Genomic DNA, 26,400 nt, shown 5'->3' with positions numbered 1-26,400 from the left:
TTACCGCCCAATCATTTTCTTAATTGAGTTCAACTTCATCAAAGCTTCGATTGGCGTCAATGTATTGATATCGATCTTCAGTAATTCTTCGCGGATATTTTCTAAAACCGGATCATCCAACTGGAAGAAAGAAAGCTGCAGACTTTCGTCCGTAATCACTTTTGCAGAATCTTTGGAGCCGCTTTGCGAACGGCTTTTTTCTAAAGTTTTCAAAACTTCATTCGCGCGGTTGACGACTTTTGAAGGCATTCCCGCTAACTTGGCGACGTGGATCCCGAAACTGTGTTCGCTGCCGCCCGGAAGGAGTTTCCGCATGAAAATAATATTTCCTTTATTTTCCTGAATCGAAACGTGAAAGTTTTTAATTCTGTCAAAATTTACCGTCATTTCATTCAGTTCGTGATAATGCGTTGCGAACAAAGTTTTCGCCTGCGTCGGATGTTGGTGCAGATATTCTGCGATCGCCCAAGCGATGGAAACTCCGTCATAGGTTGAAGTTCCGCGTCCGATTTCGTCTAAAAGAATCAGACTTCTTTCCGAAATATTATTGAGAATATTCGCCGCTTCATTCATTTCTACCATGAAAGTAGATTCGCCGGAAGAAATATTATCGGTCGCGCCAACTCTGGTGAAAATTTTATCTAAAATACCAATTTCAGCATGTTTTGCCGGAACAAAACTTCCGATTTGAGCCATCAGACAAATGATGGCAGTTTGTCTGAGAATGGCCGATTTACCCGCCATATTCGGACCGGTAACCATGATAATCTGCTGCGAATCTTTCGACAGAAACAAATCATTCGGAATATATTTTTCGCCCAACGGCAAAGCATTTTCAATGATTGGATGTCGCGCTTCTTTTAAATCAATTTCAAAACCTTCATTTAAAACCGGTTTGGTATAAGATTCAGAAACGGCGAGTTCAGATAAGCCAACGCCGCAATCTAATTCGGCAATAATTTTGGAATTTTCCTGAATCTGATCGATGTAAACCATCACATTTTCACAAACCTTTCGGTACAGCAAATGTTCGATTTTTGAAATCTTTTCTTCAGCGCCAAGAATTTGTTCTTCGTATTCTTTCAGTTCTTCGGTAATGTATCTTTCCGCATTCACCAGAGTTTGCTTGCGGATCCAGTCTTCGGGAACTTTATCTTTATGTGAATTTCTGACTTCAATAAAATAGCCGAAAACATTATTAAAATTAATTTTCAAACTGGTGATTCCGGTGCGCTTTACTTCGCGGTCGCACATTTCGTCGAGGAAATTTTTTCCTTTGCTTTGAAGGCCGCGCAAATGATCAAGTTCTTCGGAAATGCCGGTTTTTATTACATTTCCTTTTGAAATATTCACCGGAAGATCGTCATTCAAATAATTCGTCAAATAAATAATGAGTTCATCAACGTTAATTAAAGGTGACAGCCACGCCAAAACTTCATGGTGAGCATGCAGCAGTTCTTTAATTTTCTGAATGTTTATCAAACTCTGGCGGAGGTAACCTACTTCTTTCGGTGAAATTTTTTCCGAGGCCAGTTTCCCCATCAAACGGTCCAGATCTGAAATCGTTTTCAATAACTGCAAAAGCTCATATTTGAGATTTTCTTCTCTATTAAAAAACTCGATTAAATCTAATCTCCTGTTGATTTCAGCGACGGATTTTAAAGGCAGAATTAATCTCCTTCTCAATAATCTTCCTCCCATCGGAGTCGAAGTTTTATCGATAATATCGAGCAAAGATTTGCCCTGCTGACTGCTGGAATAAACGATTTCTAAATTCCGCAAAGTAAAATGATCCATCATCAGATAATCATCTTTCGGAATCAGTTTTATCTTGGTAATATGCTGTAAAAGAGCATGATGCGTGTCTTCAACTAAATAAGCAAAGATCGCGCCGGCTGCGACAATTCCTAATTTTAAATCCTCAATACCGAACCCTTTTAACGAATTGGTTTTAAAATGATTGGTCAGTTTTTCGTAAGCATAATTGTACTGAAAAGCCCAGTCTTCGAGTTTAAAAGAATTGCGGTTTTTCAGCTGGGAAGGCAGTTCGGTGGTTCGCTGATAAATAATTTCACTCGGATCAAAAGTTCCGACAATATGAAGCAGCTGTTCCAAATTTCCTTCTGAAGTCAAGAATTCGCCCGTAGAGACATCCACCAAAGCCAATCCGTATTTTTCCTTAACTTTATGTACAGAAAGCAAGAAATTATTTTTCTTGGAAGATAAAACCTGCTCATTAAAGGTAACGCCAGGCGTAATCAATTCTGTGACGCCCCGTTTTACAATTCCTTTCACTCCTTTTGGATCTTCGAGTTGATCACAAATAGCAACGCGAAGTCCGGCCCTGACGAGTTTCGGCAAATAAGAATCCACAGAATGATGCGGAAAACCAGCGAGTTCGATATGACCTTCACCATTGGCTCTTTTGGTCAAAACGATTCCTAAAATCTGCGACGTTCTAATCGCATCCGTTCCGAAAGTTTCATAGAAATCTCCTACTCGGAACAGCAAAAGCGCATCGGGATATTTCGCCTTGATGGTATTGTACTGAGTCATTAAAGGAGTTTCTTTCTTTTCTTTAGCCACGGAAATGATTTTAAAAATTATTTAATTCAAAACATTAAGATTGAAAAACCTTAATTTTGCCAAAAATACGAAAATGTCATCCACAAAGAAACTGAAACTCGAAGAATTAGGAAGAATAGATATCGAAACCTTCAAAGAAGCAAAAAAAACACCCCTCGTTGTCGTTTTGGATAATGTTCGGAGCATGCACAATGTGGGTGCAATTTTCCGAACGGCAGATGCTTTCTTAATCGAAAAAGTGGTGTTGTGCGGGATTACGCCGCAACCGCCGCACCGCGAAATTCACAAAGCCGCTTTGGGAGCTACCGAAAGCGTCGATTGGGTTTATGAAAAAGACATTTCCGAAGCACTTCAGAATTTAAAAAAGGAAAACTTCAAAATTATAGGAATCGAGCAGACATCCGACTCAAAAGTGATCACCGATTACTCCATTAATAAAGACGAAAAATACGCTTTGGTTTTAGGAAACGAAGTGGATGGATTGAGCGATGAAGCGCTGTCATATTACGATACTTTCCTGGAGATTCCTCAGTTGGGAACGAAGCATTCTTTAAATGTTTCTGTGTGTGGCGGAATTGTGATGTGGGAATTCTTTAAATATTTAAAATAAAGAATTGCCACGAATGCACGAATGAGTTTTCAGTAAAATTTGAAAAACATCCGTGCATTCGTGGCAAATAAATAATTATCCTAAATGTTTGATTTTAAGAAGATTCCACTTTCTATTTTCATGTTTGAAAAGACAGATTTTATCCACTAAAAAACAATCTTCAAAAGTTTTTGTCTGATATTCCTGCCAGGCTTTCTGAAAATTTTCCGGGCTTAAATCTTTGTATGCGACCGTAAGATGAGGATGAATTTTCGCATAAGAATGAAATTTCATCAGCGGCTGAACCTCATCGTACAGATGTTGAAGTTCAGTTGAGTTTTCGGGCTTGATAAAAATAACCGGTTTTTCTTTATTCGGAAAACATCCGAAATTTTTCAGAAACACCTCAAAAGGAGTGCATTTCAAATTCATTAAAGAGAAACTTTCAACCAATATTTTTTCCTGATTTTCATCGAAATGAAAAGGCTTAATAATGGTGATATGAGGGAAGTTTTCAAATGATTTTACAGAGTTAAATCTTTCAGCAAAATCTTTACTGAAAACTCTGGCTTTCTGACGAAGTCCCTTATGAGGAACAACTGCAATAAAATATAAACTCATTTGAAAATTTTGGTTTCCGCATCCCTTTTCCAAAAATTATCTCCAACCGCCGCCAAGTGCGCGGTACAACTCAATTCCTGCATCCAGTTTAGAATATTCCGCGGTTGAAATATTCAGCTCAGCATTCAGCTGATTCACACTTGCATTGATGACTTCCAGATAGTTTGCCATTCCGTAATTCACCAATTCCTGGGAATAGTTCACAGAGTTTTTGTACGCATTCATTTCTTTTCTTTTCAAATTGATGAAACCGTCTTGCGACTGATAAATCTTCAACGCGTCAGAAACTTCTCTTCCGGCATTTAACAGTGATTTTCTAAAGTTCAGATAAGCAATTTCTTTCTGTGCTAAACTGACTTCGTATTGGGTCTTGATCTGTCTTTTATTTAAAATCGGCTGTGCCAAACCTGTTACGACATTAGCAAAAAGAGAACTCGCACTGAACAGTTGATCCAGATCTTTGGCCACAATTCCGGCACTTCCGGTCAACCGTAAACTTGGGTAGAAATTAGCTTTCGCGGCATTGGTCAGTTCAAAAGCGTTCATTAAATTATATTCGGCAGCTTTTACGTCAGGACGGTTTTGCAACAGATTCGCAGGATAACCCAGCGCCAGACTCACTGGCATTTTCTGTGCAGCAATACTGGTTCTTTCGATGGCGTGCGCAGGTTCACCCATCAAAACGCTAAGGGTGTTTTCGAGCAAGGCAATCTGAATATCAATACTGATCAGCATAGATTCTGCATTGAAAACCAGAGCTTCACTTTGTTGAACTGCGACTTCAGTTACCGTTCCGGCATCCTTCAATGCTTTGGTGGTTTCTAAGTTTTTATTTCTTAAAATGATGGTTTCGTTGATGATTCTTTTCTGATCATCGAAAGTCAACAATTGGTAATAAGCCGATGCAACTGCCGCAACCAAATCACTTTTTACTGCCTGATGCGCAGCTACAGTTCCCAAATAAGCCGCTAACTGGGCTTTTTGCTGAGATTTCAGTTTTCCCCAAATATCGGCTTCCCAGCCAACATTTGCAGTAACATCAAACTGACTGCCGTAATTTCTTTGATTCAAAAGCTGTCCCGACTGCGTATTCAGCGACTGCGTCTGGAAAGTATAGTTTGGACCTGCGGAAAGAGTCGGCAGATAAGCTGCTTTACTCTGCTTTAAATAAGAATCTGCTGCACTGATATTTTGCAGTGCGACTCTTACATCTAAATTATTGTCCAAAGCTTTGGCAATATGCTTTTGCAAAACAGGGTCGGTGAAAATTTCTCTCCACGAAACGGTTGCCATACTTATAGAATCTTTTGGCAATAAATCGGTGCGGAAAAGATTCTCGCTGATGGCCTCTTTGGGTGTTTCATATTTCTCCCGCGTCATACATGAAGTCAGTACGAACGCCGAAAAAACAACCGAAAGTATTTTTATATTGAAGTATTTATTCATTTTTTTAATTTTCTTAAAAGTTTTTGACTTTCAATTATTCTCCGAGGTTGATTTCTTTGTCTTTCAATGGGACTACTTTCTCCTGCAGATACTGGAAAATAACGTACAATACAGGAATGGCAATCAACCCAAAGAAAGTCCCGATTAATAACCCTGATGCAGCACCCGTCGCAATGGAACGGTTACCCACAGAACCAATTCCGGTTGCAAATACCAAGGGAACCATCCCAAAGATAAAGGCGAAAGAGGTCATCAGAATCGGTCTTAACCTGGCTTTTGCCGCATTAATCGCCGACATGGCAATTGACTCCCCATGATGACGCCGCTGAACCGCAAACTCAACGATCAAAATCGCGTTCTTAGCCAGCAATCCAATCAACATAATAATGGCAATCTGGAAATAAATATTATTCTCCAACCCGAAAATCCTTTGTCCGAAAAAAGCACCTATTACCCCTAAAGGAAGTGAAAAGATCACAGAGAAAGGCAACAGGTAACTTTCATACTGAGCAGCCAAAATAAAATAAATAAATAGGAAACTCAATAAAAACACCACATAAGTTTGCGACCCTGCTTTCATTTCTTCTTTTGTCAAACCGGTAAATTCAACATCATAATTGGCCGGCAAATTCTCTGCTGCAACTTCTTGAACCGCTTTAATGGCGTCTCCTGTAGAAAAACCAGGATTACTGGAACCATTAATGGCTACCGAGGTAAATAGGTTGTACCGCTCGAGCGACTGTGGCCCAAAGCTTTTTTCCAAAGTAACAAACTGTGAAATAGGTGCCATGCTTCCAGAGGCAGTTCTAACAAATATTGAATTTAAGTTTTCGGGAGATTTTCTGTCATTCGGCAAAGCTTGAATCATTACCCGAAACTGCTTTCCGTATTTGGTGAAATCAGAAGAGTAAATCCCACCAATATATCCTTGCATCGTAGTTAAAATACTGTTCAAAGTAACCCCACTTTCTTTTGCTCTAGGCACATTTACCACCATTTGATATTGTGGATAGTTGGTATTAAATGAGGTTGAGGCGAACTGAATTTCCGGCCTTTGCATTAAAGCACCCACAAAACTCTGAGTGACTTTACTTAGTTCATTAATGTCGCCACCAGATTTATCAAGTAAAACAGTCGAAAATCCGTCACTCGTTCCAAATCCAGGAACACTTGGTGGGGAGAAGAAAATAATTTTTGCGTCGGGATATTTACTGGTGATTCCAAATAAACGCCCGGTAATTTCATCAATACTTTGACCGTCCGCTTTTCCACGCTCATCAAATGGTTTCAACTTAATGAAAGCCTGACCGACATTTGAACCGGATCCAGACATAAATCCGCGACTCGCCGTAAAGGTTACGTTTAGAACGCCCGGAATTTTTCTTGCTTCTTTTTGAAGATCTGATAAAACATTATAGGTTCTTTCCAATGATGCACCCGGTGGCAGTTGCACGTCTGTAAATAAAATTCCACGGTCTTCCTTCGGGATAAACCCTGTCGGCATGGTAGAACTCGCCCACCAAAAAGTGACTGCTCCGGCAGCAAAGATGACCAATAAACTCATCCATTTATTTCTTAAAATGAAATTAAATGATTGACCATATTTTTTGGTTCCCGCATTAAATCCTGCATTAAATTTAGAAAAGAATTTTTGCATGAAATTCATACTTGCATATTCTTTCGTATGATGAGCAGGCGGTTTCAAAAACATAGCACAAAGCACTGGGCTTAAAGTCAAAGCGTTGACGGCTGAAATTAAAATCGCAATAATTAAGGTGATTCCGAATTGCTGGTAGAAAACTCCTGTCGGACCAGTAAGGAAAGTTACAGGGATAAATACCGCCGCCATTACCAAAGTAATTGAGATAATCGCACCAGTAATTTCGTCCATCGCTTCCACGGTAGCTTTTTTTGCATCGGTAATACCACCTTCCATTTTTGCGTGAACGGCCTCTACCACAACAATTGCATCATCAACTACAATTCCAATGGCAAGAACCAGGGCAAAAAGCGTTAATAAGTTAATGGAGTATCCGAATAAATTCAGAAAAAAGAAGGTACCAATAATCGAAACCGGGACGGCAATCGCCGGAATTAGAGTCGATCTGAAATCCTGTAGAAATAAGAAGACGACCAGGAATACCAAGACAAATGCTTCTAATAAGGTAGTAACTACTTTTTGAATTGAGGCATCTAAGAATTCATTCGTATCAAAGTTGATATTATAACCAACTCCTTCGGGCAAAGTTTTTTCCGTTTCTTTTAATAAGACTTTTATATTGTTAATAATATCCTGCGCATTAGAGCCTGGTGTTTGGAAAATCCCCATACTGATGGAGCGGTTACCATTACTTTCACCAATTCCAGCATAAGATTGTGAATCCAGTTTAATTTCTGCCACATCCTTTAACCGGAGATATTCCCCATTACCAAGTGCACGCAGAATAATATTGTCAAATTCATCAACTTCATTATATTTTCCTTTGTAGGTAATAATATACTGGAATGATCCTCCACTATTTTCACCTAAGGCACCTGCAGCTGCTTCTCTCGATTGATCATTAATTGCGGCAGAAACTTCTGATGGCTCCAAACCATAGGCTGCCATTTTCGCAGGATCCAGCCAAATTCTCATGGAATAATTTTTTCCACCAAAAACCTGGGCATCACCGACACCATTAACCCTTTTTAATTCTGGGATAACATTAATGTTCAAATAATTCTGCAACCAAACCTCATCTAAGTTAGGATTTGCCGTGTAGAAAGAAAGAAACATCAAAGCACTCGTCTGCTGCTTGCTCACCTGTACTCCAGATCTCGTCACCTCAGAAGGAAGAAGCGGAATGGCACGCTGAACCTGATTCTGAACGTTTACCGCTGCGATATCTGGATCAATTCCCTGTTTAAAGAAAATTTGAATCGAAGCAGAACCGTTGTTGCCGGCAGAAGAAGAAATGTAATCCATTCCTTCTACTCCATTTACTTGTTCTTCAATCGGAATAACTACACTGTTCATTACCGTTTGCGCATTGGCTCCGGTATAGTTTGCAGAGATACGCACCGTTGGCGGTGCAATATCTGGATACTGTGTGACCGGTAAAGAAATTAATCCCAGAATTCCCAAAATAACAATCATGATGGAAATTACCGTTGATAAAACCGGTCTGTTTATAAATTTTTTTATCATCTTGTTAGAAAATCGGTTTTATGGCATTAATAATATCATCAAATTTCTTCGGTTGTGGTTTTACCAGACTTCCAGATTTTAAAGTTCCCACACCTTCCGCAACAACGACATCTCCTTTCTGGGCTCCATCTTTTATAACGACCATATTATTCACACGATCGATTACGGAAATCACAGCACTCTTCGCAGTATCTTGTTTTACTTTATAAATGTAAACCAAACCTTGTTGCTCAATAGTAGCACTTTCAGGGATGACCAATGCATTATCATATGTAATCGGAATTCTAACCGTTCCGCTATTTCCGTTGCTCAATAATTTTTTCGGATTGGGGAAAGAAACCCGGAACTGAATACTTCCTGTGTTGGCATCGATTTGCCCGGTCACTGCTTTCACGTAACCTTTCTCTTCATATAAATCGCCATTTGCCAATAATAGTTCGATGGCCGGCATGTTTTTTATTTTTTCGGGAACAGTCGCTCCGACAGAATTTTTCAGAAAATCAAGATATTGCTTTTCGTTCATTGAAAAATAGGCATACAACTCGCTGGTATCCGAAACGGTGGAAATAGGCATCGGATCTCCGGGACCAACCAAACTTCCGGTACGGAAATTAATTTTACCAATCACTCCAGAAATGGGAGCACGGATCACAGAGTAATCAACATTTGCCTGAGCACCTTGGTAATTAGCCTGGGCCTGGGCAACGCCAGCAGAAGCCTGTTGCTTAGCGGCAACAGCCTGGGCAACCTGAGCCTGGGCCCTCGCCAGATTCGCTTCTGCAGTTTGCAGCTGTACATTACTGATAATATTTTTTTCTACCAAAGGTTTCAGTTTATTCACCTCTACCTGCGCTGCGCTTACTGCAGACTGCGCAGCTTTTACGTTGGCACCTGCGGCAGAAACGCTGGATTGCGCCGCACCTACTCCTGCTTTTGCAGCATTTGCAGACTGACTTAATGAATTAGTTTCTAAACGGAACAATGGCTGACCTTTCGTAACATACTGCCCTTCATCTACCAAAACCTGCGTGATATATCCCTGCATTTTTGCACGGACATCGTTGTTTACACGGCCTTCGATGCTTGCCGGAAACGTAGAATACCCGGTCACATTTCTATTTTCAACCGCAACGGTTGTCACAACTTTTGGGCCTTGAGCAGGTTTACCATCTTCTTTTTTGCAGGATAAAACCGACAAAGCAGCGAAAGACAATAAAATAATTTTATTTTTCATGAATTTAATTTTATAATGAAACTTCACCGGATTTTTCCCTAAATGAAGTTGGATTTCGTATTATTTAAAGTTGATCAAGCGTATCTTTTATATTAGTAATACTTTTATTAAAAAGGTTACTGTAAACCTCAAACTTTCGCAATGCATTTTCGTCACTGGTGTTGCGGAAGGCTTTCAGCTTATTTAAAAGCGATAATTCATTTTCCATTTTTTCGATAATTTCTTCGAAACGAATTTTCATGTATTTTTCATTCATCACAAAAAACCGTTTCCTTTCATCGATTTTATTAAAGTCGGTAATGATATTAAGATTTAGGAGCAAATTAAGATTTGATGAAATGGAACTTTTGCTGGCCGAAAAAACCACTACAAATTCATCAAAAGAAACGCCTTCCCTCTCAAAATCGAAAATCAGATATGAATAGATTTTTGCAGCAAGTGGCGGCAAATGGAAGGCTTCCCCATAAAACTTGACCATATCACAAAATAAGGCCTTGTCGATTTGTATCATTATTTTAATTTAATCTGCAAAAATATAAATTAGTTCTGAACAAAACGAACCAAACTTAAATTTTATGAATATTTTATGATTATATCAATTGAAATGAATGAAAATAGGTATATCTGCAATTAATAATAAAGATATATTTTTCTACCCCTGCTAAGTGTAAAAGAAGAATGAAAAACAGCCTGTTGGTAAAATGAAATCTTTACGCCATTGCGTTAAAAAATCTTCATGATGATTAAAAAAGGAGATACGTAGATGAAAACATCATTAATTGTATTTTCTGCTTGGAAAAGAATTAGTTTGAGATGAAAACCCATATTAATTTATTAATTTTGTTAGATGGATTTAAGAGATCAACTCAAAAATATATTCCCTGATCACGAAGAACAGGATTTCGAAATGCCGGTAGAGAAATTCGTGCAGAAAGAACCGCTCATCTGTAAATTTGAAAAAAAGGGAAGACATGGTAAACCGGTAACTTTAGTTGAAGGCTTCGAAGGCAGTGAAGACGCCCTGAAAAAAATTTCCAAGAAAATAAAAACTACCTTAGGAATTGGCGGTTCTGAAAAAGACGGCATAATTATCATCCAGGGAGACAACCGCGATAAAATAATGGTCATCCTGAAAGAGATGGGCTATAAAACGAAACGGGTCGGCGGTTAATAAAAGACGGATAGGAAATAAAAGACCGCTGGGAACGCAAGACGGAAAGCCTGCGAAACAATAATTTAAAAATAAAAAATAGAATATGCTTAATAAATTAGCTGCATCAGAATTGGTGCTCAATGACGACGGAAGTGTCTATCACTTAAACTTATTACCGGAAGATATTGCCGGAAAAATCATGTTGGTGGGTGATCCGGACCGTGTTCCGAAAGTTTCCAAATATTTTGACAAAATCGAAATCAAAAAAAATAAAAGAGAATTTTATACGCACACCGGAACCTTGCGCGGTGAAAGAATTACGGTAATGTCCACCGGAATCGGAACCGAAAACATCGATATCGTAATGAACGAACTGGATGCGCTGGTGAATATCGATCTGAAAAACAAAGAGTTTAAAACTGATCATACGGCTCTGGAATTATTCAGAATGGGAACTTGTGGAAGTGTGAATCCTGATGTGGAAGTTGACAATATGTTGGTAACAGAAAATGTGGTTGGGCTTGATGGGCTGATGCATTTCTACTCTGATTATGCATTTGAAAATGAATTTTCTAAGACCTTCATGTCAAAATTCCCTTACGAAAAAATCAAACCGATGCTGTATTTTTCTGATTGGTCTAAAGAAATGGGCAAATATTATAAGGATGCAAAATACCACGGAAACACCGCGACTTTCCCGGGTTTCTACGCACCACAGGGAAGACAGCTACGTTTGAAAGCAATTGATGACCAATTCCTGGAAACTTTAAATGATTTAGGAATTACCAATTTCGAGATGGAAACTTCTGCGATCTACGCACTTTCTAAATTACTGGGACACAAAGCAATCACTGTGAATTCTGTTATTGCAAACAGAAGAAGAGGCGAATTTTCCGCCGATCACCACGCTTCAGAAAAAAATATGATCGAGTGGGTTTTGGACAGAATTATTAAATAAGAAATACATTCTATATTTTTGCCGGAGTTAGTGCTTCGGCATTTTTTTTATGATGACATTTAACATTCTACAAAAAAGGAAAAACATATTAGGTTGCATAAACAATGCACAACGGTTGTTGCTTTGCTATTTTGCACTCTTTTATATAATATTAAAATTGGTACATAATGGAGCAGAAATAGCAATTTACACTTCAATAATAGCGCTTTTTGCAATTTTAATCTATGCTATCTTTGATTATGAAAAACTCAACTCAGATATTATTGGAGTATTGATTTTTGATGAAGAATATATTCAAATTAAATCTACTAAACTAGAATATCCTGAAATTCAAAGCTTAGAGATATTTACTAATTATTTCAAGGGACAACTAAGGATTACATTCAGCAACAAATATTTCGGGCCATGGAATTACGTCGGCAAAAATAATTTTGCGAAGATTACAACTTTTGATCAAAGGGTTTTCAATCTTGAATTTCAGATAATGTCACAACAAGATTTAAAGAGTGTTAATGAATTATATGCTAAATTACTTTTGAGCGGTAAAATCAAATTATACAGCCACTCGTTACATAAAGTACCACAGCCTATAAAACAAACTCCATCATTCCTACTTTACGTTATAAAGTTAGTTGATGAAAAAACAATTGGCAAAGAATACTCTGAGAGAATATTAAACGATCGATATTAATAACATGGAGTTGAATCTAATTGTTCGAAGCGATATTTTATAAATTGCTGCAGTGACAATCAACCACATGATCATCAACCATGCCCGTTGCCTGCATATGCGCGTAAACCACGGTTGAGCCTAAAAACTTAAATCCCCGCTTCTTTAAATCTTTTGCCAAAGCATCTGAAATTTCAGTCGTAGCCGGAACGTCCTGTAAAGTTTTAGGGTGATTGATAATGGGTTTTCCACCCACAAAATTCCAGATGTATTTTGAAAAAGTCCCGAACTCTTTTTGCACTTCCTGAAATTTCTGAGCATTATTTATAGTGGCTAAAATCTTTAATCTGTTTCTTATAATTCCGGCATTATTCATCAACTCTTCCACTTTATCCTCAGCATATTCTGCAATTATCTGGTAATTAAAATGATCAAATGACTCCTTAAAATTTTCTCTTTTCTTCAAAATGGTATACCAGGAAAGTCCGGCCTGAAAACTTTCTAAAACCAGAAATTCAAAGATAGTTTCATCATCGTAAACAGGTTTGCCCCATTCTTCATCATGATATCTCCGATACAAATCATCTTTTTCCGACCAACCGCAGCGCACTATTTCCATCTGTTAAACTTTATTTCAAAAATAGAAAACAAATGTCTGAAAACGACGATGTGAAAAACAATAAATCACAATTTTAAGAAAACTTTATAATAGGTTTAACAAAAATTTGACTTTTTAGGAATAGAACTTGCAAGTTATCCGCTAATTATACTTTCAATAACTAAATATTAACATTAAAAATTACTATTATGGACAGACAGGATTATAACAAAGCAGAAAACGCAGTAGAAAAAGCAAAATGGACCGTAAGCGACTATGCTGACAGAGCCAAAGATTACATCCGCGAACAAAAAGAAAAAAATGCAGAACCAACTCACGAAGGTTGGCTGGAAAGAGCGAAAGAAAATGTAGCAGATGCTTGGCATGATACGAAAGATGCCGTCTCCAGCGCATGGGAAAAAACCAAAGACGTAGCAGATGATGCTTGGGATAAAACCAAAGATACTGCAGAAGATGCAAAATCAGAAGTTAGAAAATCCACTAACTAAATTAAATAACAGATAAGAAAAAGAGTCGTACTACTTACGGCTCTTTTTTTATGCGTTAAACAATAAAAATTTTTTAAATTTGTCTAAAATTAAGATTATGTCATACGGATTACTAAAAGGGAAGAAAGGAATTATCTTCGGAGCTTTAAACGATCAGTCGATCGCATGGAAAGTTGCAGAAAGATGCCATGAAGAAGGAGCTGAATTTATTCTTTCCAACGCACCAATCGCAATGAGAATGGGAGAAATTGATGAACTGGCCAAAAAAACCGGTTCAGATGTTATTGCTGCAGATGCAACTTCTGTTGAAGATTTGGATAAACTTTTTGCTCATGCTGAAGAAAAATTTGGAAAGATTGATTTTATCCTGCACTCCATTGGAATGTCGGTAAACATTAGAAAAGGAAAATCATATACTGATCTTAATTACGATTTCTTAGAAAAAGGTTGGGATGTTTCTTCGGTATCTTTTCACAAAGTAATGAAAGCAGCTTGGGACCGAGATATCATGAACGAATGGGGCTCTATTTTGGCCTTAACTTATATCGCTGCACAACGCGTATTCCCGAACTACGGTGATATGGCAGACAACAAATCATACCTGGAAAGTATTGCAAGAAGTTTCGGATATTATTGGGGCGACAGAAAAGTGCGCGTAAATACCATTTCTCAATCTCCGGTAATGACGAAAGCTGGAGCTGGTGTGAAAGGTATCAGCGGCTTTTTCAATTTCGCAGATGATATGTCTCCGCTTGGAAATGCCGATGCATTGGATTGTGCAAACTATTGTGTAAGTCTTTTCTCAGATTTAACGAGAAAAGTAACCATGCAAAATCTTTTCCATGATGGTGGTTTCAGCAAAACGGGAGTTTCACAGAAAATTGTAGATAAATTTGAAGATTTATAATAACTAAACTTTTAGTTAAAATATAAAAATCGTCCCGTTCAATAACGGGACGATTTTTTTTATCTGGATACTTTCGGAATCACCGGCAAACTTTGGTTTCCGGAAACCGAAATACTCTGTACCGCAAAAAGGTAATTATCCTTGGAAAGCGGAACCGTGTACGAAGTGTCGGCGGTGAAAATTTTATGAGTCCAGACAGAACTGTCCGTTTCTCTGTATAAAATATAATATCCTTTTACTTTTCCTGAAATGGGTTTTTCCCAACTCAGTTTGGTCGAATTAGAAAGCTCTTTCACATCCATCACCACATTTTCAGGCTGAGGGGTTGATTTTGCTAAATTGGCTAACACCGCAACATTTACCGCAGTATTTGTTTTCAAATAATCAAAGTCCATGAACTCAATCAGGTCGCCATATTTTTTATTATCTTCCGTTCTGATGTCCTGATGTTGATGGTCGTAATTTTCGTAATAATCCGTTAAGCGCACCGCCGTCAATCCGTTGTTAACAAACGGAGTATGATCGCCACCGCGTAGAAAACGGTCGTTTCTGTAAATCAGTTTGATGTCGATATTCTTCACATATTGCTCACCAATTTCTTTTACGTAACGTGCAAGCTGGCGCGCATTTCCGTCATTTTCCAAACCAAAGTTCCGGATCTTTGCGGCCGTTTTTTCGGTTTCAAAAGCGGGAAGACCTTCGCTGAAAACTCTCAGTTTCGGGGTTCCGTCATTCTTTGGTGCATCGAAACTGTTGTTGCCAATCATGTCATTATTCAGTACGGCTTCCACTTGCCAATGCTCTGCTTTCGCTTTATCTGCAAGCATTTTCGCTCCCAATAATCCCTGTTCTTCACCACTTACTGCGACAAACAAAATAGAAGCCGGGAACTTTGATTTGCTTAAAACCCGCGCTGCTTCAATCACCGCAGCAACTCCGCTTCCGTCATCATTAGCGCCTGGCGCATAATCAGTCGAATTCAGCACATCAGAAACCCGGGAATCCAGGTGACCTGAAATAATAATGACTCTTTGATCCTTGGGATCGGTTCCTTTTAAAAACGCAATTGCATTCCCCAGATTTGTGACTTTATTGATTCTCTTTCCGTCGGGTTGCAAATCTTCATTTTGGAGATAAACTTCCATTCTTCCGCCCGTATTTTTTGCGTAATTTTTAAACTTTGATAAGACCCAGTTTCTTGCAGCACCGATTCCTTTATCTTTATCGGTGGTAGAACTCATCGTATGGCGCGTTCCGAAACTAACCAGCTTTTCAATGTTCGCCCGGAGCGAATCTTTGCTGACCGATTTTACATATGCTGAAATTTCAGGATCCTTTTCCTGTTTTTGCGCATTGATAACCACTGAGAGCAATACGCTCAAAAAGAAGACTGATTTTTTCATTTTAAATTTTTTATTTCGTTGATGAATTTTTTGATAATCTCATCGCTTGTTGCCCAGGAAGTAATTAAGCGGACCGCAGCTTTTTCCTCGTCCAGTTTCTTCCAAACGTAAAAATCAAAGTCAGTGGAAAGCTGGTCGATTTGATTGTTATTTAAAATTGGGAATATCTGATTCGTAAAAGTTTCACACAGAAAATCGCAACCGATCTGTTTAAAAGCTTCCTTAATTTTCATGGCTTGCTCATTGGCATGCTTTGCCAGATCGAAATAAAGATCATCTTTCAACAGTTCCTGAAATTGGATGCCAAGCAACCGGCCTTTTGCAAGCATGGCTCCTTTTTGTTTTAAATGAAACCCGAATTCCTCCTGTAAATTTTCATTATTAATGACAATTGCTTCCCCGATTAAAGCTCCGTTTTTAGTTCCACCCAAATAAAACGCATCGGTATATCTGCCAAAATCCTCTAAGGTCAAATCGTTGGTTTCGGCAGTTAAAGCATGGCCTAACCTGGCCCCGTCAACAAATAGATAAAGATCTTTTTCCTGACAAAATCGGTATAAATCGATCAGTTCCTTCTTTGAATAAATCGTTCCCAACTCTGTGGAGTTCGAGATATAAACCATTTTCTGTTTCACCTGATGGGGTTTATTTTGATGAGCATCAATAAGTTTTTGAATATCAGCAGGACGAATTTTTCCGTCTGTATTTTCAATGCCGTGTACTTTATGCCCCGTCGCTTCGATTGCTCCGCTTTCATTGGTGAAGATATGGCCGGTCGCCGCGGACACAACACTTTCGTGTGGTCTTAAAAAAGCCGAAATAACAATTAAGTTCGCCTGCGTCCCTCCCGAAACCAAAAAAACTTTAGCCTTAGGGTTTTTCATTTTCTGCTGGATAATGCGCTCCGAATTTACCGAAAATTCGTCCAGACCGTAGCCGTTTTGTTGGGTAAGATTAGAGCGAACCAAAGCTTCCAAAACCAAAGGATGAGCGCCTTCGGCATAATCATTTTTAAAGGAATATTTCATGGACTAAATTTAGAAAAAAGGGTGAATAAAACCATACAAAATAGGTGAAAAAACCTTTATTTTAAAAATAAATTAATTCATCTTTGCATCATCAAACTAACAAAATATAAAACTAATAACCATTTTTTTAACATCAATTTTTAGAATTGGACTTTCGGTTCAAATTTGTAAAAAAAGATGTGAATTTTCCTTCATTTATTTTTATTTAAATTAAAGCGTGTAATTTTTTACACGCTTTAATTTTGTTAGATTTGCACAACCATCAATCTAACTTTATGATTTCACTTACTGAAGAAAATTACCTTAAAGCAATCTTTCATTTAAGAAACGACGACAACACAGTGACTGTAAATGAGTTGAGCAAGTTTTTAAATGTAAAAATGCCCAGTGTTAATAATATGATGAAAAAGTTTGCGCAAAAAAACTGGATCATCTATGAAACCTACAAACCTTTAAGAATAACAGAAGAAGGGAATAAACAGGCCGCCTTAATTGTAAGAAAACACAGGCTTACCGAAATGTTTCTGGTCGAAAAAATGAATTTTGGTTGGGAAAACGTACATGAAATTGCCGAACAGTTAGAGCACGTGCATTCTGATATTTTCTTCGATAAGATGGATGAGATTCTGCAATATCCAAAATTCGATCCGCACGGCGAACCGATTCCGGATAAAGAAGGAAATATCATCGCCCTGGATTTACAAAAATTAAGCAGCTGCAAAATCGGTGATCCCGTTATTTTCAGTTCGGTAACGGTTTCTGACGATGAATTTCTGAGTTATCTCAATAGTAAAGAATTGGAATTAGGCAAAAAACTACAGATCATGGAAATCGAAAAGTACGATCAGTCCATGAGTATTTTGAAAGAGGATGGAAATAAAATCACACTGAGTAAAATGGTTTGCGACAAAATTCTGGTCAAGCGCTGAATTTTGTAACGGTTCTCATGTTGGAACATTAATCTAATTCCCTTAACTTTGTAACATTCATTAAATCAATAAAAATTAAAAAATATGTCAAAAGCAATTTCACAGGTTCCTTTCGCTGTAAACGAGCCGGTTAGAACTTATGAACCGGGCTCAGAGGAGGTAAAATCCCTGATCGCGACTTATAAAAAAATGTGGAAAGAGAAAGTTGAAATACCGATGGTCATCAACGGAAAAGAAATTAAAACTGCCGATAAAGTAGTCATGAATTCTCCGCAGGATCACCAACATAATTTAGGATTTTACCATAAAGGAGACATGAGCCATGTTGATGATGCGATAAATTCCGCTTTAGCAGCCAGAGAAAAATGGAATAATCTGGGTTGGGAACACCGTGCAGCGATTTTCCTGAAAGCGGCTGATTTAATCGCCGGTCCGTACAGAGACCGTTTGAACGCAGCAACCATGATTGCACAAAGTAAAAACGTTCATCAGGCAGAGATTGATGCAGCCTGTGAGTTCATCGATTTTTTACGCTTCAACGTAGAATTCATGACAGAAATGTACAGCGAGCAACCGGTTTCAGACAGTGGAATCTGGAACAGATCAGAATACCGTCCGTTAGAAGGTTTCTGTTTTGCAGTTACGCCGTTTAACTTTACTGCAATTGCCGGAAACCTACCAACCTGTATGGCAATGATGGGGAATGTGGTGGTTTGGAAGCCTTCCGACAAACAGATTTATTCCGCAAAAGTGATTATGGAAGCTCTTATCGAAGCGGGTTTACCTGCAGGGGTTATCAACATGATTTTCACCGACGGAAAAGAAACCGCTGAAAAGGTACTGGCACATCCTGATTTTGCAGGACTTCACTTCACCGGTTCTACCAAAGTATTCCAGAATTTATGGAAAATGATGGGCGACAATATTCACACCTACAAAACCTACCCAAGAATTGTTGGGGAAACCGGTGGAAAAGATTTCATCATGGTACATCCTTCTGCAAATGTAGAAGCAGTGGCCACTGCGATGGTCCGTGGCGCTTTCGAATATCAGGGGCAGAAATGCTCTGCAGCTTCAAGAGCGTACGTTCCTCAATCGCTTTGGAACGAGGTGAAGGAAGTGATGATCGCGCAGATGAAAACCATTAAAATGGGAAGCCCTGAAGATCCGTCGAATTTCGTCAACGCGGTAATCGATAAAAATTCTTTCGAAAAATGTAAGGGATATATTGAGAGAGCAGAAAAATCAAGCGACGCGAAAATCGTAATCGGCGGGAAATGCGACGACTCAAAAGGATGGTTCGTAGAACCTACTGTGATTGAAGCTTCTAACCCAAGATATGAATCGGTTTGCGAAGAAATCTTCGGGCCAATCCTTTCTGTTTATGTTTATGAAGATAAAGACTGGACAGCAACCTTGAAATTGGTTGATGAAACTTCCCCTTATTCTTTAACCGGAGCGATTTTCTCCCAAGACCGATATGCTATTGACGAAGCTTACAAAGCTTTAGAAAACGCTGCAGGAAACTTCTACATCAATGACAAACCAACAGGAGCAGTCGTAGGACAGCAGCCTTTTGGTGGAGCAAGAGCTTCAGGAACCAACGATAAAGCCGGTTCTAAAATGAATTTACTGAGATGGGTTTCGGTAAGAAGCATTAAAGAAACTTTTGTTTCGCCCAAAGATTATAAGTATCCTTACTTAGGATAAACATCCATACTTTTAATTAAAATTAAAATAATCATCCGTCCTATGCAGTTAATAGGACGGATTTCTTTTTTTATTAATAATTTAACAAAACATTAATAACTCGAAAATTCTCTTTGGCACAAAATTTACATAGTCAAGGTATCAAATTACTTTTCATTAAAAATTAAAACAGACAATTATGGGTACTAAAAAGAATGGATTATTAGCACTGTTAGGACTTGGAGCTTTAGCTTGGTGGAAATATAAAAATTCTACACCGGAAGAGCAGCAGGCAGTAAAAGACAAAGTAAATACAGCGAAAGATAATTTCAACAAGTGGGGAAATGATCTGAAATCCAAAGCGGGTGATGTTGCATCACAAGTGCAGGATAAGGTACATCAGGCAAAAACTTCAGTGGAAGACTCTGTAAACCAACAACAATAAAAGACACATTTTATTACATTCATATATTTAAGTAAACCGCAGCGTATTCATTTACACTGCGGTTTTTCTTATACGATAAAATCCCGGCTCAGCGGGATTTTATTATTTCAAAAATGAATTCAAATTTTGGGCGGTTACTAAACCCTCCAGGAATTTTTACTTCAGCAAAGCGTTAAAAGTATCTCCCTGGCGGATATCTCCAGTAGTATATCCTTTCATAAACCAGTCTTTTCTCTGTGAAGAACTGCCGTGCGTAAAACTTTCCTGATTCACATAACCTTGCGACCGTTTCTGAATATTATCGTCACCAACTGCTTCTGCCGCCGAAATCGCAGATTCGATATCGCCCGGTTCTAAGATATGCTCCCTGCTGTCAGTTTGTTTGGCCCAAACACCGGCGTAGAAATCCGCCTGTAATTCTGTTGCTACAGAAACGCGGTTCATCTCTGCCTCAGAATATTTTCTGCTGCTTCTCAGTTGATCTACTTTCTGCGTCGTCCCCAAAAGCGTTTGCACGTGATGCCCCATTTCGTGCGCCAATACGTAAGCAATGGAGAACTCGGTCACTTTTGCACCGAAACGCTGTTCCAGTTCTTTGAAGAAACCCATATCCATATATACTGTTTCATCGGCAGGACAATAAAAAGGGCCCATTGCTGCTTCCGCAGTTCCGCAACCGGATTGGGTAACCTCTTCAAACATAACAACTTTTGCAGGTCTGTACTGCATGCCGCTTTCGTTGAATATCTTGGTCCATGTTTTTTCATTTTCGGCCGTAATCATTTCAACAAACTCACGGACTTTAAGTTCGCCGGGATTCAGATCCCGCTGTTCTGTCTGTGGGCCGGCGTTCCCCATTCCGGAAGATAAGATCGCCGATGGATCACCTCCCAGGAAAAATATAATCGCTGCTATGATTAAAGTTCCCAGTCCGCCACCGACAAGACCGGCGCCTCCACCGCCAGATCCACGCCTGTCTTCCACATTTCCGCTTCTGTCGTTTGTCCATTTCATAATTAAATCTTTTGCTAAAATTACAAAAATAATTATTTATTGAGTTTATTTTCTTTCAACCAAAATGAAACACTTTGATAAACAGAGATACAATCCTCAACTAAATTTTGCTGGAAATCCTTAACCGGCGTTTCGTCATAAAAGATTTTAAAATCATCGGGATTATTTGATGGCTGTAAACTCAAAGAATACTGCTTTACTTTTTTAGTCGGTGAGATAATGGTTAAATAATTATCTTTTATAAGACCTAAATCCTGATAAGTCGCGACATAGGCTTTCGGCTGAAAATTTTTAGTGAAAACATCCTGACCTAAAAACTTCGACTGGTATTTAAAATTAAGCAGTCCAAATAAAGTCGGCATCACATCGATCTGTGACATGGTCTGCGTAAATTTCTGTGGCGCTATGAAACCTTCAGAAAAAATCATTCCCGGAATCCGGTATTTATCCATCGGAAGTTCCGTTTTTCCGGCGCTTGACGCACAATGATCGGCAACAATCACGAAAACGGTATTTTTATACCAATCCTGTTTCTTAGCCATTTCAAAAAACTTACGGATGGAATAATCGGTGTATTTCACGCCACCTTCGCGGGATTTCGCAGTTCCGGGGATATCGATTCTTCCGTCAGGATAAGTAAACGGCCGGTGGTTAGAAACCGTCATCCAGTGATGAAAGAATGTTTTTCCGGCTTTGGCATCCTTGTTCATTACCTCGATGGCTTTCTTGGCCATATCTTCATCGGACACTCCCCAAACATTGGCAAAGGTAATTTCTTCCGGTTTAAAATTATTCCGGTCAACGATTTCATACCCGTTTCCTTTGTAGAAATCCTCCATATTATCAAAGTAACTGTAACCGCCATAAAGGAATTTTACATCATATCCTTTCGATTTAAAAACACTTCCGGTACTGAACTTATTTTTGTTGTTCGCTCTCTTTACCACACTTTCTCCCGCCGTTGGTGGAATACATAAGGTAAGCGCTTCCAAACCGCGAACAGTTCTGTTTCCGGTGGCATAAAGATCAGTAAACATCAAGGATTTATCTGCCAGACTGTCTAAGAACGGCATGATCTTTTGATCATTTCCATAATGCTCCATAAATTCCGCGGACAGACTTTCGATTGAAATTAAGACCACATTTTTACGGACTTCCGGATTTTCAGGATTAATATTTCTGATTAACGTCGGAGGATCAAATTGCTTTAAAAAGTCAGTTTCCGCAGTTTGCTGATTAATGGTCGGATAGAACTGAAAATAATCCAGTTCCTTTTGAGTGAACGCATTGAAAAATTTCGGAAAACCGTTGGCCTGAATTTCCGCTGCGAACGTATTGTCTGTTTTTATTTTTCCTAATTTAGGAATGATGACTAAACTGATTCCGCATAAAACGATGAATGAAAACAGCAGAATCAATTTCTGCACGAAGTTTGGCAGCGTCAGCAATTCTTGTTTTGTTTTTTTATAAATATACCACGTTACGATTACAGTAAGAGATAAAATCGCAGCAAACAATGGGATTACGGGATAACTCTCCATAATATTCCCAATGACTTCGTTGGTGTAAATCAGATAATCAACGGCGATGAAATTATAGCGGACCCCGAATTCATTCCAGAAAAAATATTCGCTGACTCCATTAAAAATAATTAATAAAACATATAGAAAAAGCGTAATGAAATACAGAATATTTCTAATCTTAATTCTTTGCGCAGGAAGGAAAAGCATTAATCCAAAAAGCAAAGTTTTCAAGCCGATAAAACCCATCGCCACTTCCGGAAAAGAGCCGCCATATTGTTTGAAAATATTCCCCGGAACGAAGGCGGTATATATAAATGCCAAAACCAAAAGCCCGAAAATGACAGATCCATAAGGTTTTTTATATTTTGAATCTGATAAAAACAAAGAATAAAGCGCAAAGATGCTGCTCGCTAAAATAAAAACAAACACATCCGTTAAACCACCGATAAAGAGAATTTTCAAACTTTCAAAAAGTCCAAACTTCACATTGGTGATAGGATGAAAGATAAATATGATCCTTACAATCAGGGAAACCACGCCGTAGAAAAGGCCCAAATACAAATAAGGTTTCAGTTTTGATGCGTACATAAACGTATGATTTTTGACTTTTACGGGTCAGTTATTTTAAATTGCAAAAAGCGGAACTTATTACAGTTTTCTTTTAAAGTCAATCATCTGCAGTGCAGTCACAGCGGCTTCGATTCCTTTATTTCCCAAGGCACCGCCACTTCTGGCGATCGACTGTTCTTTGGTGTCATCCGTTAAAAGACAGAAAATGGTTGGAACATTTGTTAATACATTACAGTCCTTAATTCCCTGTGCTACTGCAGAACAGACATAATCAAAATGTGAAGTCTCGCCCCGTATGACACATCCGATGGCGATGATGGCATCGAAATATCCTGTTTTGCAGAGCTGCATCGAAGCATAATTGAGTTCAAAAGCCCCGGGAACTTTAAAAACTTTGATATGTTCTTCTTTTACGCCTTCTTTTTTCAGCACTTCCAGAGCACCGTCCCGTAGGTTAAAGGTTATAAAATCATTCCATTCTGAAACGACAATGCCAATTCTGAAAGAACCGGCATCGTGTAGTTGTAATGGTTGATAATCAGAAAGATTTACAGTCGCCATTATAGTATTTTTTAATTAGTAATATTTTACCATTTCGATATACGAGTCAGACATTCCATTATCGTAATCCTGATATTTTTCGTCGATGGTAGAGAAATATTTTTTCGCGTCGGCGTTCTTTTTCAAAGCCAATGCTACGATTCCTGCTTTTCTTGTAAAGTAATAAGAAGTATAAGGATCATCTGAAGCTGAAATTGCTTTGTTCAAAAGAGACAACGCATCGTCGCTTTTATTAAGGTTGGCCTGGCTGTCTGCCATGGCGCCATATTTCAAAGCCATTAAAACTTTGTTGTCAGAAGAAAAATTATCCAGAAGGTCGTAAGCTTCCTGGTATTTGCCTTCTTTAAATTTAATTAATCCGGCGTTGTAAGAAGAAAGTTTACCCACCTTGGTTCCCGAGTACTCCTTATAAGTCCCTAAATAACCTGGGTTTGCTGCGCTTTTTCCACCTAAAGCCAAATCGTCTTTTCCGTCTGCCAAATTTTTCTGGGCAGCAAGGTAGCTTAAAGTAGCTTCTTCATTTCTTGGTGCTTCGTAAAACTGCTGAAAAGCAAAATATCCTAAAACGCCTGCCAACAATACACCGAAAACGATCATTAAAGATTTAGCATTTTTTTCGAGAAATCGCTCAGTATCGAGTGCACCTCTGTCGAGGTCTTTGAAAACTTCTACAGTTTCCTTACCTTCCATTTCTTTTTTGCTGGTGCGGGAATTGAATTTTGCCATAATTTTGATAAAAATTGAAGTGCAAATTTAACTGTTTTTAAACGATATACAAAATTATGCTCAAAAAAACATTTTCAGTTAAATTTTAATTTCAGGAAAGCTCTAAATTGTTATATTTTAGGTCAATAGGTTAATATCTGATGAACTTCGGCTCCGAATTTTTCGAGCCTCTTTTCACCTTCCAGATCTTTTAGCCCGATTAAGAAACTGAACTGCGAAACAATTCCGCCTTGCTTTTGAACAAGATGTGCGGCTGCTTCAGTTGTTCCTCCAGTGGCCAATAAATCATCGTGAATCAGAATTCTTTGTCCGGGTTGTAATTGTCCCGTCCGCATTTCTATTTCTGCCGAACCGTACTCGAGGTCGTACTTCTGACTTACAAAAGGGGGCGGCAATTTCCCCTGCTTCCGGATCAGAATAAAAGGCACATCCAAGGCCACGGCAATGGCAATGCCGAAAAGATAACCGCGGCTTTCGATCCCGCAGACGGCGTCGATTTTACCCCGGCTGAAACTGGCCAGGTCCGCAATGACCTCTTCATAAAGTTTTGGATTGAGAAATATCGGGGTTATATCTTTAAACTGAATTCCCGGTTGCGGAAAATCAGGAATATTCTGAATGGTATTTTTTAAATCCTGAACAAGTTGCTGATTCATTTTAATTGATTTTATAACTTGAAATTTTCCAGTCGCCGTTGACATTTTTTAATCCAAATGTAACCTGTACAGCTGTTGTTCTCCCTTCTTTATCAGTAATATCATAAGTAGCATTTACGCTGGCCGCATTTGCACTGGCATTGTTGGTCGTCATATTCTTTACCGTAATATTTTTCACCCCACCAAAACCGGAAGTTGGATTAGAGAAAGTTTCATAAGAACCCCAGTTCGGATTATCAGCCACCTCATAAGCGCCCCGAAGATTCTGAGCAGACAGATTGTTTAAAAATTTTGAAACGCTCGCTTTTGGATCAGCTGCAGGCACTTTGGTATCTGAAATTACACCGGAAGCATCCGGGGTAGCAATCTGGTCTTCAAAAACTTCATTTGCTGGATTATCCGCTGGATTCCCGGCAGGCATTAATAATGCTTTCGGATTCACCGGCACTCCTATTTTTGACATTTTAAAGGTTTTCTTTGTCGTCTTTACCGTGACGGTAATATCAACACTTTGGTCGACGATCTTTTGAGCAGGCAGTGATGCAAATCTCACATTAAATCCTTTGAAGTTATTGTCCAACATCAGATTCTTTGCAGTAGAAATACGGTTGCCGCCGCTGGAAACCTGCAGAACGACTTCTAAAGCTGCGCCTTCAAATACAATGGGCTGTCCTTTAGCATCCAGTAGCCTTGGAACCACCTGCAAAGATTGTGGCCCTAAAACCGCATCATTTCCGGTGCTGTTCACCTCCACACTCAGGGAACTTGCCTGAATATCATTCGCATCGAATTCTTTGGCCTTATCATTTCCAAAAATATTCATATTTCCTAAAGAAGGAGGTCCTGTGCTCGACCACTCGACTCCATTCTTTTGAGCCACCTGATCTGCGAGTGAAAATATTTCAGGAACTTTCTTTCCGTTGATTAAAACACCCAGCGCCTTCAGTTCATTGGTTTCTCCTTCGGCCTCAACACCAAAAGTCTTTAAGATATAAAGCGCTTCATTGAATTTAACCTGCTGCAACGTATTCAGCCCGGAAGCCATATCATTGATGCTGGACTGGAGAGTCTGTGTTGTTGTAGCATCAACGGTATCTTTTTTACAGCTTACAAAAAGCAGCAATACTGCGAAAACAAAAAATCTGCTTATTTTAAAAAAAGCAGTTTTCCCGGTTGTATCTTTAGTTCTATTCTTACTCATACTTATGTTTTGGTTTCGAACAAATTTATAAAAAAATCCCGACAAAGACGGGGTTCCATTTAAAACTAAGTCTGATACACCCGTAATTTTCTGATTTGGTAAAAGAAACGTTCAATCAATCTTAAATATTGGGGGACTATTTCAGCATTGCCTTTAAGGCAGGCCAAAAAGTATTTCACAATTCTAGGACTCAAAAC

The 26,400-nt window shown here is 38.7% G+C and carries 24 protein-coding genes; 9 read left to right on the top strand and 15 right to left on the bottom strand.

Translation table 11 applies throughout. The features are described from left to right. Positions 1 to 2,586: a DNA mismatch repair protein MutS gene (gene mutS / locus QF004_RS02900; RefSeq protein ID WP_307422479.1), complete on the bottom strand. Its 2,586-nt coding sequence runs from the start codon at positions 2,584 to 2,586 to the stop codon at positions 1 to 3. A gap of 73 nt (positions 2,587 to 2,659) precedes the next feature. On the opposite strand from mutS, the gene QF004_RS02895 reads away from it, so the two are divergent. Next, positions 2,660 to 3,196 carry an RNA methyltransferase gene (locus QF004_RS02895; RefSeq protein ID WP_307422477.1) on the top strand — a complete coding sequence of 179 codons (537 nt, stop codon included), beginning with the start codon at positions 2,660 to 2,662 and terminating at the stop codon, positions 3,194 to 3,196. 75 nt (positions 3,197 to 3,271) lie between these two features. On the opposite strand, the gene QF004_RS02890 is transcribed toward QF004_RS02895, so the two are convergent. The 5 genes from QF004_RS02890 to QF004_RS02870 form a co-directional block, all read right to left on the bottom strand. Then, positions 3,272 to 3,796, bottom strand: coding sequence for a 2'-5' RNA ligase family protein (locus QF004_RS02890; protein ID WP_307422475.1), 525 nt, complete (start codon positions 3,794 to 3,796; stop codon positions 3,272 to 3,274). A gap of 36 nt (positions 3,797 to 3,832) precedes the next feature. After that, positions 3,833 to 5,242 carry an efflux transporter outer membrane subunit gene (locus tag QF004_RS02885; protein ID WP_307422472.1) on the bottom strand — a complete coding sequence of 470 codons (1,410 nt, stop codon included), beginning with the start codon at positions 5,240 to 5,242 and terminating at the stop codon, positions 3,833 to 3,835. A gap of 34 nt (positions 5,243 to 5,276) precedes the next feature. Continuing rightward, a complete protein-coding gene (locus tag QF004_RS02880; RefSeq protein ID WP_307422470.1) occupies positions 5,277 to 8,429 on the bottom strand; it encodes an efflux RND transporter permease subunit in 3,153 nt (1,050 codons plus the stop codon). A gap of 4 nt (positions 8,430 to 8,433) precedes the next feature. Continuing rightward, a complete protein-coding gene (locus QF004_RS02875; protein ID WP_307422468.1) occupies positions 8,434 to 9,663 on the bottom strand; it encodes an efflux RND transporter periplasmic adaptor subunit in 1,230 nt (409 codons plus the stop codon). Between the two features lie 64 nt (positions 9,664 to 9,727). Next, on the bottom strand, positions 9,728 to 10,174 hold the full coding sequence (locus QF004_RS02870) for a transcriptional regulator (protein ID WP_307422466.1): 447 nt from the start codon (positions 10,172 to 10,174) through the stop codon (positions 9,728 to 9,730). A 336-nt stretch (positions 10,175 to 10,510) separates the two neighbouring features. Here QF004_RS02870 and QF004_RS02865 point away from each other — a divergent pair, with 336 nt between their 5' ends. The 3 genes from QF004_RS02865 to QF004_RS02855 all read left to right on the top strand — a co-directional run bounded on the left by QF004_RS02865 (position 10,511) and on the right by QF004_RS02855 (position 12,465). Then, positions 10,511 to 10,834, top strand: coding sequence for a translation initiation factor (locus QF004_RS02865; protein WP_133439395.1), 324 nt, complete (start codon positions 10,511 to 10,513; stop codon positions 10,832 to 10,834). Between the two features lie 85 nt (positions 10,835 to 10,919). Continuing rightward, on the top strand, positions 10,920 to 11,774 hold the full coding sequence (locus QF004_RS02860) for a nucleoside phosphorylase (RefSeq protein WP_307422464.1): 855 nt from the start codon (positions 10,920 to 10,922) through the stop codon (positions 11,772 to 11,774). 157 nt (positions 11,775 to 11,931) lie between these two features. After that, on the top strand, positions 11,932 to 12,465 hold the full coding sequence (locus QF004_RS02855; protein WP_307422461.1) for a hypothetical protein: 534 nt from the start codon (positions 11,932 to 11,934) through the stop codon (positions 12,463 to 12,465). 37 nt (positions 12,466 to 12,502) lie between these two features. Here QF004_RS02855 and QF004_RS02850 read toward each other — a convergent pair whose 3' ends face one another. Next, on the bottom strand, positions 12,503 to 13,063 hold the full coding sequence (locus QF004_RS02850; protein ID WP_307422459.1) for a DNA-3-methyladenine glycosylase I: 561 nt from the start codon (positions 13,061 to 13,063) through the stop codon (positions 12,503 to 12,505). Between the two features lie 188 nt (positions 13,064 to 13,251). On the opposite strand from QF004_RS02850, the gene QF004_RS02845 reads away from it, so the two are divergent. Together QF004_RS02845 and QF004_RS02840 are read left to right on the top strand one after the other, a co-directional pair. Next, on the top strand, positions 13,252 to 13,551 hold the full coding sequence (locus QF004_RS02845) for a hypothetical protein (protein WP_133439391.1): 300 nt from the start codon (positions 13,252 to 13,254) through the stop codon (positions 13,549 to 13,551). Between the two features lie 97 nt (positions 13,552 to 13,648). Next, the gene (locus tag QF004_RS02840) at positions 13,649 to 14,458 is read left to right on the top strand and encodes an enoyl-ACP reductase (RefSeq protein ID WP_133439390.1); all 810 of its coding nucleotides are present in this window, start codon (positions 13,649 to 13,651) and stop codon (positions 14,456 to 14,458) included. A gap of 59 nt (positions 14,459 to 14,517) precedes the next feature. Here the strand turns inward: QF004_RS02840 and QF004_RS02835 are convergent, their stop codons facing one another. Together QF004_RS02835 and QF004_RS02830 are read right to left on the bottom strand one after the other, a co-directional pair. Continuing rightward, positions 14,518 to 15,861 carry a M28 family metallopeptidase gene (locus QF004_RS02835; RefSeq protein WP_307422454.1) on the bottom strand — a complete coding sequence of 448 codons (1,344 nt, stop codon included), beginning with the start codon at positions 15,859 to 15,861 and terminating at the stop codon, positions 14,518 to 14,520. Then, on the bottom strand, positions 15,858 to 16,889 hold the full coding sequence (locus tag QF004_RS02830) for a low specificity L-threonine aldolase (protein ID WP_307422451.1): 1,032 nt from the start codon (positions 16,887 to 16,889) through the stop codon (positions 15,858 to 15,860). The genes QF004_RS02835 and QF004_RS02830 overlap by 4 nt, the downstream gene beginning before the upstream one ends. 275 nt (positions 16,890 to 17,164) lie before the next feature. Here QF004_RS02830 and QF004_RS02825 point away from each other — a divergent pair, with 275 nt between their 5' ends. The 3 genes from QF004_RS02825 (at position 17,165) to QF004_RS02815 (ending at position 19,952) form a co-directional block, all read left to right on the top strand. Continuing rightward, entirely contained in the window at positions 17,165 to 17,818 is a 654-nt protein-coding gene (locus QF004_RS02825) for a metal-dependent transcriptional regulator (protein ID WP_133439387.1), read from the top strand. Between the two features lie 84 nt (positions 17,819 to 17,902). Then, positions 17,903 to 19,528, top strand: a complete 1,626-nt coding sequence (gene pruA, locus QF004_RS02820; RefSeq protein ID WP_307422448.1) for an L-glutamate gamma-semialdehyde dehydrogenase — start codon at positions 17,903 to 17,905, stop codon at positions 19,526 to 19,528. Between the two features lie 178 nt (positions 19,529 to 19,706). Then, positions 19,707 to 19,952: a YtxH domain-containing protein gene (locus QF004_RS02815; RefSeq protein WP_307422445.1), complete on the top strand. Its 246-nt coding sequence runs from the start codon at positions 19,707 to 19,709 to the stop codon at positions 19,950 to 19,952. A 156-nt stretch (positions 19,953 to 20,108) separates the two neighbouring features. On the opposite strand, the gene QF004_RS02810 is transcribed toward QF004_RS02815, so the two are convergent. From QF004_RS02810 to QF004_RS02785, 6 genes are all read right to left on the bottom strand, one after another. After that, the gene (locus QF004_RS02810; protein ID WP_307422442.1) at positions 20,109 to 20,966 is read right to left on the bottom strand and encodes a neutral zinc metallopeptidase; all 858 of its coding nucleotides are present in this window, start codon (positions 20,964 to 20,966) and stop codon (positions 20,109 to 20,111) included. A gap of 32 nt (positions 20,967 to 20,998) precedes the next feature. Further along, positions 20,999 to 23,077 carry an LTA synthase family protein gene (locus QF004_RS02805; protein WP_307422439.1) on the bottom strand — a complete coding sequence of 693 codons (2,079 nt, stop codon included), beginning with the start codon at positions 23,075 to 23,077 and terminating at the stop codon, positions 20,999 to 21,001. 60 nt (positions 23,078 to 23,137) lie between these two features. Further along, positions 23,138 to 23,620: a 6,7-dimethyl-8-ribityllumazine synthase gene (ribH, locus tag QF004_RS02800; RefSeq protein WP_133439382.1), complete on the bottom strand. Its 483-nt coding sequence runs from the start codon at positions 23,618 to 23,620 to the stop codon at positions 23,138 to 23,140. A 15-nt stretch (positions 23,621 to 23,635) separates the two neighbouring features. Continuing rightward, entirely contained in the window at positions 23,636 to 24,346 is a 711-nt protein-coding gene (locus tag QF004_RS02795) for a tetratricopeptide repeat protein (RefSeq protein ID WP_133439381.1), read from the bottom strand. Positions 24,347 to 24,468: 122 nt separating this feature from the next. Further along, on the bottom strand, positions 24,469 to 25,002 hold the full coding sequence (locus tag QF004_RS02790) for an adenine phosphoribosyltransferase (protein ID WP_133439380.1): 534 nt from the start codon (positions 25,000 to 25,002) through the stop codon (positions 24,469 to 24,471). A gap of 1 nt (position 25,003) precedes the next feature. Further along, complete coding sequence (locus QF004_RS02785) at positions 25,004 to 26,203, bottom strand: hypothetical protein (RefSeq protein ID WP_307422431.1); 1,200 nt, start codon at positions 26,201 to 26,203, stop codon at positions 25,004 to 25,006. Positions 26,204 to 26,400: the final 197 nt, after the last annotated feature.

Source organism: Chryseobacterium sp. MDT2-18 (assembly GCF_030815285.1).
GTDB classification, from domain to species: domain Bacteria; phylum Bacteroidota; class Bacteroidia; order Flavobacteriales; family Weeksellaceae; genus Kaistella; species Kaistella salivictor.
This window is presented reverse-complemented; position numbering and strand designations above follow the sequence as displayed.